Genomic DNA, 7,528 nt, shown 5'->3' with positions numbered 1-7,528 from the left:
CGCCAAGGTCGACAATTTCGTCGACGGCGCAGCGGTGGCCGAGATCGGCCGCGAGCCGTTGCGCCACCTCAGGGAGTTTGCCGCCGACGCCGTGCGGCTGATCCCGGAAAACCGGCTGTGCGCAACCATGATCGAAATGCTCAATGTCGAAGGCGTCGTGCTCGAGCCGGCCGGCGCGCTGGCGATCGATGCGCTCAAGGATTTTTCCAGGAAGGAAATCAGGGGCAAGACCATCGTTGCCGTGGTGTCAGGCGGCAATTTCGATTTCGAGCGGCTGCCGGATGTGAAAGAACGGGCGCTGCGCTTCGAGGGCCTGAAGAAATACTTCATCATCCGCTTTCCGCAACGGCCCGGCGCGTTGCGCGATTTCCTCGAATTGCTTGGTCCCGACGACGACATCGCCCGCTTCGAATATCTGAAGAAATCGGCGCGCAATTTCGGTTCGGTGCTGATCGGCATCGAAACCAAGGACCGCCGCAATTTCGACCTGCTCAAGGCGAATTTCGACGCCGAGAGCGTCCACTACCAGGACATCACCGACAACGAGACGCTTGCCGGGTTCATCATTTAGTGCTCCCATCTCCAAGCCCAAGGCAGCTTCGTGCATAAGGGCGTTATATTTGTTCGACAATTCTTTCTTCCTGGGCACTGAATCTTCTTCAAATAATTTGTTCCAAGCTTTGTTCCATGGATAGTGGCAGTCAGTCGTGCGGTTGCCATCCACCCCGGAAATCTCCGCACGTATCTTTGCGTCCTCCCCTGGCCCATTGTAGGTCTGGAAAACCGTGTGAATAAATTCGTCATATGCCAGGAAAAGGCTCTCGTTAAATAGATGCCTATAGACATTCATGTTTTTGTCTGTAAATCTTTTCAGGTTTATGGTATCTTCCGGTGTTATGTCCTTCCAATCGCCGACCCACATGCAGAAGCAAAAAAGTGAGTTTAGCTTCGGCGCAATGAGATCATAAATTTCTAGCTCTTTTCTATAATTTTTCTATTTTGCCATTGCGCCTGCTCAAGAGATTTTATTTGCTTGTTTATGCGCCACCCGAAATAAGCCAGCACTGCGGGAACTGAAGCGCCAACGATCAACTTCAGGATTTCGAACGGCTGGTTTTCCAAAGTATTACCCCTCAACTGAATTCCAGATTGTATGGTATAGCTAAGAATCTGATAATTGATAAGGACTGAATGGATTTGACGACCTTCGTCGCGCTGTTCTCCGGCATCAATGTCGGCGGCAACCGCATCGTCAAGATGGCGGAACTCAGGTCATTCTTCGAGCAGCTCGGCTTCTCCGATGTCGCCACCCATGTGCAGAGCGGCAATGCCGTCTTCCGGTCGCCAGACGGCGATGCGGCGATGCTGACCAGGCAGCTCGAAGCAGAATTCGAGAAGAAATGGGGGTTCCATTCGCGCATCATGGTGCGCGATCTCGGCTGGCTCGAGCGGCTGGCGGCGGACAATCCCTATCCGGAAGTGGCCGGCGAGCCGACCAAGCTGCACGCCTATGCGCTGGAGCGCCGGCCGACCGCCGAAGAGATCGCCCGGCTGGCGGAAAAATGCACCGGGCCCGAACGTTTCGAGATCAAGGGCGACGTGCTCTACCTGCATGCTCCCGACGGGCTCGGCAAATCGGTTTTTGCCAATCTCATCCCGCGCGTTCTGAAGGTGCCCGGCACGGCGCGCAATTGGCGCACCGTGCTGATGCTGCTGGAGATGGCCAAGGCCGGCGGTTGACAGGTCGTCTACGCGGCCGGAGCGCGTTTCCAGTCGAATGCCAGCTCTTCACGGAAGGCGAAGCGCTTGATGTGCTCGGCGACCACCGTTTCCAGGCGCTCGAGCGAGCCGGCTTCATCGGTCGTCACCGCAATGTGCAGCGCAGCCGGGTCGGCATCGAGAACCGTGCGGCCGAGCGTCAGATCGATAGTGCCATGGTTCGGGTCGAATTCGACCGGAAACTTGTGCGCCCAATGTTTGCACAGCTGCTGCAGATAGCGGCTGGCATGTTCGGTGGCGACGTCGACATGACTGCTCGGCATGAATGAATTCTCCTGGGAATGCGGATGCGAAAACCGAACCGGAGCCCGCCCGCGTCCGTTCAAGATGGCGTGATCGGCTACCAGCTGCCGGTATTCGGCATCGACGCCCACGGCTCGGCCTTCGGCTTTGCCGGACCTTTCTGCAACAGCTCGATCGAGATGCCGTCCGGCGATTTGACGAACGCCATGTTGCCGTCGCGCGGTGGCCGGTTGATGGTAACGCCATTGTCCATCAGCCGCTGGCAGGTGGCGTAGATGTCGTCGACCTCATAGGCGAGATGGCCGAAATTGCGGCCGCCCTTGTAGTCTTCCGGATCCCAATTGTAGGTCAGCTCGACCAGCGGCGCCTTTTCGGAGATGCCGCTTTGCTCGTCTTCGGGCGCGGCGAGGAAGATCAGCGTGTAGCGGCCTTGCTCGTTTTCATGGCGGCGCACTTCCTTGAGGCCAAGCTTGTTGCAGTAGAAATCGAGCGAAGCATCGATGTCGGCGACGCGGACCATGGTGTGCAGATAGCGCATGATTTCCTCCTTATGTTGCGTTGCGGCGCAACATAGGGGCGGCCCGGCCAAAGGGCAATTGGCCACGCTTGCCGGCGCCGGCAAATGACAAATCCGCTATTCCTGTACGGAACCGTGAAAAAAGGCACGTCAGGTCTTGCACACACCGGAAGCCGCGGTGTTAATCTGATACCAAGAATCAGTTGTAGTGTTTCTTGAAAAAAGGGGGCGTTCTTATGGGGGAAAAGGCCTCTTTCATGGGGCGGGACGGGGCCGGTAACGATGCGTTGAAGCGGGATGAGAGCGCCGATACGGCCGATCTCGTCGAAATCGCCGGCGCCATCAAATGGTTCGACGTGGCCAAGGGCTACGGTTTCATCCTTCCCGATGATGGTTCTTCGGGCGACATCCTCCTCCATGTGACGTGCCTTCGAAAGGACGGTTTTCAGACCGCCCTGGAAGGCGCCCGCGTCGTCTGCCTGGTCAAGCAGGGCGAGCGCGGGCTGCAGGCCTTCCGCGTGCTCTCGATGGATGTCACTACGGTGGTGCATCCGGCGGAGATGCAGGAGCAGCGCACCCATGTCGCAGTGACGCCGGAAAGCGGCCTCGAACGGGCGCTGGTGAAATGGTTCAACCGCACCAAGGGGTTCGGCTTTCTGACCCGGGGCGAGGGCACCGAGGACATTTTCGTCCACATGGAGACGCTGCGCCGCTACGGCATCACCGAACTCCGGCCGGGCCAGGTGGTGCTGGTCCGCTTCGGGCGCGGCGACAAAGGCCTTATGGCTGCCGAAATTCATCCCGATATGGGTACCTTGCCGGTCTCGCATTAGTTCCGGTCGAGGATTTCATATGGCTCACAGGAACCGGGTGACGGCGGGCGCGCTCTGCGCCGCGATTTTCCTCATCGTCGCCATAAGTGCGTTCTTCTATTTTCAGCAACCGAGTTCGGCCGACGGCAAGGCGATGATTCTTCCCGTCGACCCGGCGCCGCTGGTCGCGGTGACGAAGGCCGGCGAGCGTTCTTTTTTCGTCGAAATTGCCGACACGCCCGCCGAGCGCCAGGCTGGCCTGATGTTTCGCCGCCACATGGCCGACAATCACGGCATGCTGTTCGTGTTCGGTGCGCCGCAGGATGTGAGCTTCTGGATGAAGAATACGCCGCTGCCGCTCGACCTGATCTTCGTCGGCCAGGACGGCCGGATCCGGGCGATCAAGCAAGGCGAGCCGCAGTCGGAGGCGATCATCTCGCCGGACGAGCCGGTGCGCTTCGTGCTCGAGCTCAAGGCAGGAACCGCCGCCAAAAAGGGCATTAAGGACGGCGACCTGCTGCGCCATCCGGCCATCGGCACGGCGCCCGGGCCGGCCATGCCGCCGCCCGACAAGGGCGATGCGCCGAATGTCGATTCCGACTGAACGGGCAGGATCTCCGGCCGATGCAGTTCTTCTCCCACGACGGTTTCGACCTTGCTTTCCTTGACCGCCAGCTGGCCTCGGGGCAGGGCGATCCGGTGCTGATGATCCACGGCTTTGCCTCGACTCATTACGTCAACTGGGTGTCGCCCGGCTGGTTCAAGACGCTGAACGATGCCGGCTACCGTGCGATCGCCTTCGACAATCGCGGCCATGGCTCGTCGTCGAAAAGCTATGACGAAGCGGACTACACGCCGGCAAAAATGGCGTCCGACGCGGCAGCGCTTTTGAACCATCTCGGCATCGAACGCGCCCATGTCATGGGTTATTCGATGGGCGCGCGCATAACGGCCTTCCTGGCGCTCTCCAACCCGGAGAAGGTGGCGACGCTGGTCTTCGGCGGTCTCGGCATCGGCATGGTCGACGGCGTCGGCGACTGGGATCCGATAGCCGACGCACTTCTGGCCGAGGACCCGGCAGGCACAAGCGACCCGCGTGGCCGCTCGTTCCGCGCCTTCGCCGACCAGACCCGCAGCGATCGCCGGGCGCTCGCCGCCTGCATCGCCACCTCGCGCGAATTGCTCAGCGAGGCCGACATTGCCCGCATTGCCCAGCCGACACTGATCGCCGTCGGCACCAAGGACGACATCGGCGGCTCGCCGGATGAACTCGCCGCCTTGATGCCCAACGCCAGGGCCTTTCATATCGAAGGCCGCGACCACATGCTGGCGGTCGGGGACAAGACCTTCAAGCAGCGCGTGCTGGAGTTTTATGCCGAGCATCCGCTTTGATGGATGGCTCCCCAAAAGCGGCCATTGGGCCTGAAGCTGGGGTTCTTAGCGGTTTTGCAACGATACAGGAGTAACTGAGCGTGACGCGTGGATCGGTTCAAACCCGCCACGCGCTAAACGAGGGCAGGGGATACGATGGCACAATGGGGAAGAAGCGACGCCGCTTTGCCGGGCGTCGTTACGAAAAGCACGTTCGGCGAATGGTCCGTTGTTCTAGCGCTGGCCGCATTGGCGACAGGGGCGATTGCGATCACCGCGTTGATAGCAATGCCGAGCGACGCTTCCCCACTGCTCCAGAACAGTGCGACGGGCTTCTTCGCTGCGGTATTTTTCCTGGCCGGGCCTTTGGCACATCTTACCGGCGCGGTCTTCGGGCTGATGGCGCTTGGGCGCCAAAACGACAATCGTGTGCTCGGCCTGGCTGGCATCGTGGTCAACGGCGCGTCGCTGGCGGCCGGGGTGTTCATGCTGTGGGCAATGGCATCGACTTTTGGCGCGTTTACCTGATTTCGGGCAAATATCCCGGACGCAAGCGAGCGACGCGAGCTATGATCCGCCCGGGCTGTGCCCAAGCGCCTGGAGCGAGCGTGCAATGTTTTGCCTGGCCAGGGTTTCGAAGCGCCGGCGCAACTCCTCGCTATGGAAAATATGCGGGCGGGCGAGGAAGCCCTTCAGGACTGCGGCACGGCCGGCCCGCCACATCGGCTCATCGACCCACTGATATTCGCGGCGGACCGCCTGTTCGTAAGCGTCGAACACGTCAGGCGCAGCACCCAGGATCGACAGGTCCATGTCGAGGAACAGCGCCGCGTCACGAACGGAATGCTGGTCGCCAAGGGGCGGCAATTCGTGGCCGGCGGTGGCAGTGATCATCGCCGCGATGCGGCCGAGGCGTTGTGCGTCGGTGCGACCGGCGAGCTTCTCCTCGGCAAGTGCGGCACTCCTCGCCTCATTGTCCTTGGCGCGGCTGTCGTAGATCGCGTCGTGGAACCAGATCGCCGCTTCGACTGCTTCAGGATCATGCAGCAACGCCTTGTAATCATTGGCTAGCGCCAGCATCGCCTCTATGTGGCCAAGATCGTGGTAGTGGCGATCTTCGGCCTCATAGAGCGCGGAAAGCTCGCGCTTCAGGGTCTCGTCCATCAAGGTTGCGTTTTCCATGGCTGCTTGAAATTCCGCCAACCAAATCCATTTGACGAAGCACTAAGGAAAATTGAGTTCACCCGTGCTATGATCTGGCTTATAGGTGCGGCCGGAGAATAGGCAAGCCGCCAACCGAGACATTGGATGGCCGAGACATTGGATGGCCGGAGACATCAGATGAACAGCGTTACGATTTCCCGTCCCACCAGGGTGCAGCCGGTAGATCCGATCTGGCGTTCGATCCGCGACGAAGCGATGGAAGCGGTCAATCGCGATCCGCTGCTGGCGGCGTTCCTCTATTCGACCATCCTCAATCAGGAAAACCTGGAAGAAGCGGTCATTCACCGGCTGGCCGAGCGCCTCGCCCATCAGGACATCGGCTCCGACCTCATCCGCCAGACATTCAAGGCGATGGCGGCCGACGACAAGGACTGGGCGACGACGGTGCGCGTCGATATCCAGGCTTATTACGACCGCGATCCGGCCTGCGACCGCTTCATCATGCCGGTGCTCTACTTCAAGGGTTTTCATGCCATCCAGACGCACCGGCTGGCGCATTGGCTGTGGAACCAGGGCCGCCAGGATTTCGCGCTGTATCTGCAGAGCCGGTCGTCCTCGGTGTTCCAGACCGACATCAATCCGGCTGCCCGCATCGGCAAGGGCATCTTCCTCGACCACGCCACCGGCCTCGTCGTCGGCCAGACGGCGGTGATCGAGGACGACGTGTCGATCCTGCACGGCGTCACGCTGGGCGGCACCGGCAAGGCCGGCGGCGACCGCCATCCCAAGATCCGGTACGGCGTGCTGATCGGCGCCGGCGCCAAGATCCTCGGCAACATCGAGATCGGCCATTGCTCGAAGATCGCGGCCGGCTCGGTGGTGCTGTCGCCGGTGCCGCACAACAAGACGGTTGCCGGCGTGCCGGCCCGCGTCGTCGGCGAGACCGGCTGCGACCAGCCTTCGCGGCAGATGGACCAGCTGCTGCCATCGCAGACGATGGACCACGTCGTCAGCTTCGACATCTGAGTGCTCGGGCAGGGGCTGAATTCCTGCCCCCTATGCCGGCTTGCCTTTACATGGCCATTGTCGACGTGCCAGAAGCGCGCTCACCAATGCATGTCGCCCAAAAGTGCCCAGCGGTTTTGGGATAGCGACATGCATGAAGAAGGATTCAAAGCGCGTCGCATCGATCTCTTCAGACGCGACGCACTTTAGCAAGCGACGATCGGAGAAGACTGTTGAAGCCGGACGAAATCAGAAAGCTGGACGCCTATTTCAAGCGCACCTTCCAGAACCCCAAACTCGAAGTGAAGGCGCGGCCGCGCAAGGAAGATTCGGCCGAGGTCTATGTCGGCGACGAGTTCCTCGGCATCGTCTTCAAGGACGAGGACGACGGCGATTATAATTTCTCGATGGCGATCCTCGACATCGATCTGGCCTGAGCTCCTGGGCGGTCGGCACCGATCGGCCTTAAGCCGCCAATTGTCGACGTTTGTGATTGGCCGCAGTCCACGGTGCTTCAGCATCCCAGGGCGCGGCGGAGCGATGAAGAGCAAGCGTCGGCGTTCCTTCGCGCCCCCCTCTGTCCTGCCGGACATCTCCCCCTCAAGTGGGGAGATTGGCAGCTTTGCTGTCCCGCACC

At 60.6% G+C, this 7,528-nt stretch carries 10 protein-coding genes and 1 pseudogene; 8 read left to right on the top strand and 3 right to left on the bottom strand.

Annotated features, from left to right (window positions below):
- Both E5W70_RS29570 and E5W70_RS29565 read left to right on the top strand, forming a co-directional pair.
- A pseudogene (locus tag E5W70_RS29570) lies at positions 1-571 on the top strand (threonine dehydratase); the annotation flags it as partial.
- Positions 572-1,191: 620 nt separating this feature from the next.
- Positions 1,192-1,740, top strand: coding sequence for a DUF1697 domain-containing protein (locus E5W70_RS29565; RefSeq protein WP_292664827.1), 549 nt, complete (start codon positions 1,192-1,194; stop codon positions 1,738-1,740).
- 8 nt (positions 1,741-1,748) lie between these two features.
- Here E5W70_RS29565 and E5W70_RS29560 read toward each other — a convergent pair whose 3' ends face one another.
- Both E5W70_RS29560 and gloA read right to left on the bottom strand, forming a co-directional pair.
- Entirely contained in the window at positions 1,749-2,042 is a 294-nt protein-coding gene (locus tag E5W70_RS29560) for a DUF2218 domain-containing protein (protein ID WP_292664826.1), read from the bottom strand.
- Between the two features lie 77 nt (positions 2,043-2,119).
- Positions 2,120-2,560: a lactoylglutathione lyase gene (gene gloA, locus E5W70_RS29555; RefSeq protein ID WP_023674793.1), complete on the bottom strand. Its 441-nt coding sequence runs from the start codon at positions 2,558-2,560 to the stop codon at positions 2,120-2,122.
- Between the two features lie 236 nt (positions 2,561-2,796).
- Between gloA and E5W70_RS29550 the strand changes: the two genes are divergently transcribed.
- The 4 genes from E5W70_RS29550 (at position 2,797) to E5W70_RS29535 (ending at position 5,250) form a co-directional block, all read left to right on the top strand.
- Complete coding sequence (locus tag E5W70_RS29550) at positions 2,797-3,372, top strand: cold-shock protein (protein ID WP_366509755.1); 576 nt, start codon at positions 2,797-2,799, stop codon at positions 3,370-3,372.
- Positions 3,373-3,391: 19 nt separating this feature from the next.
- Positions 3,392-3,955, top strand: coding sequence for a DUF192 domain-containing protein (locus E5W70_RS29545; RefSeq protein ID WP_292664824.1), 564 nt, complete (start codon positions 3,392-3,394; stop codon positions 3,953-3,955).
- Positions 3,956-3,975: 20 nt separating this feature from the next.
- Positions 3,976-4,743: an alpha/beta hydrolase gene (locus E5W70_RS29540; protein ID WP_292664823.1), complete on the top strand. Its 768-nt coding sequence runs from the start codon at positions 3,976-3,978 to the stop codon at positions 4,741-4,743.
- A gap of 135 nt (positions 4,744-4,878) precedes the next feature.
- The gene (locus E5W70_RS29535) at positions 4,879-5,250 is read left to right on the top strand and encodes a hypothetical protein (RefSeq protein WP_292664822.1); all 372 of its coding nucleotides are present in this window, start codon (positions 4,879-4,881) and stop codon (positions 5,248-5,250) included.
- A 39-nt stretch (positions 5,251-5,289) separates the two neighbouring features.
- Here the strand turns inward: E5W70_RS29535 and E5W70_RS29530 are convergent, their stop codons facing one another.
- On the bottom strand, positions 5,290-5,904 hold the full coding sequence (locus tag E5W70_RS29530) for a hypothetical protein (protein ID WP_292664821.1): 615 nt from the start codon (positions 5,902-5,904) through the stop codon (positions 5,290-5,292).
- A gap of 159 nt (positions 5,905-6,063) precedes the next feature.
- On the opposite strand from E5W70_RS29530, the gene cysE reads away from it, so the two are divergent.
- Entirely contained in the window at positions 6,064-6,912 is an 849-nt protein-coding gene (gene cysE, locus E5W70_RS29525) for a serine O-acetyltransferase (protein WP_292664820.1), read from the top strand.
- A 212-nt stretch (positions 6,913-7,124) separates the two neighbouring features.
- Positions 7,125-7,328, top strand: a complete 204-nt coding sequence (locus E5W70_RS29520) for a DUF3126 family protein (protein WP_023674799.1) — start codon at positions 7,125-7,127, stop codon at positions 7,326-7,328.
- Positions 7,329-7,528 lie beyond the last annotated feature (200 nt).

This window comes from Mesorhizobium sp., from assembly GCF_005063415.1.
GTDB lineage: Bacteria > Pseudomonadota > Alphaproteobacteria > Rhizobiales > Rhizobiaceae > Mesorhizobium.
This window is presented reverse-complemented; position numbering and strand designations above follow the sequence as displayed.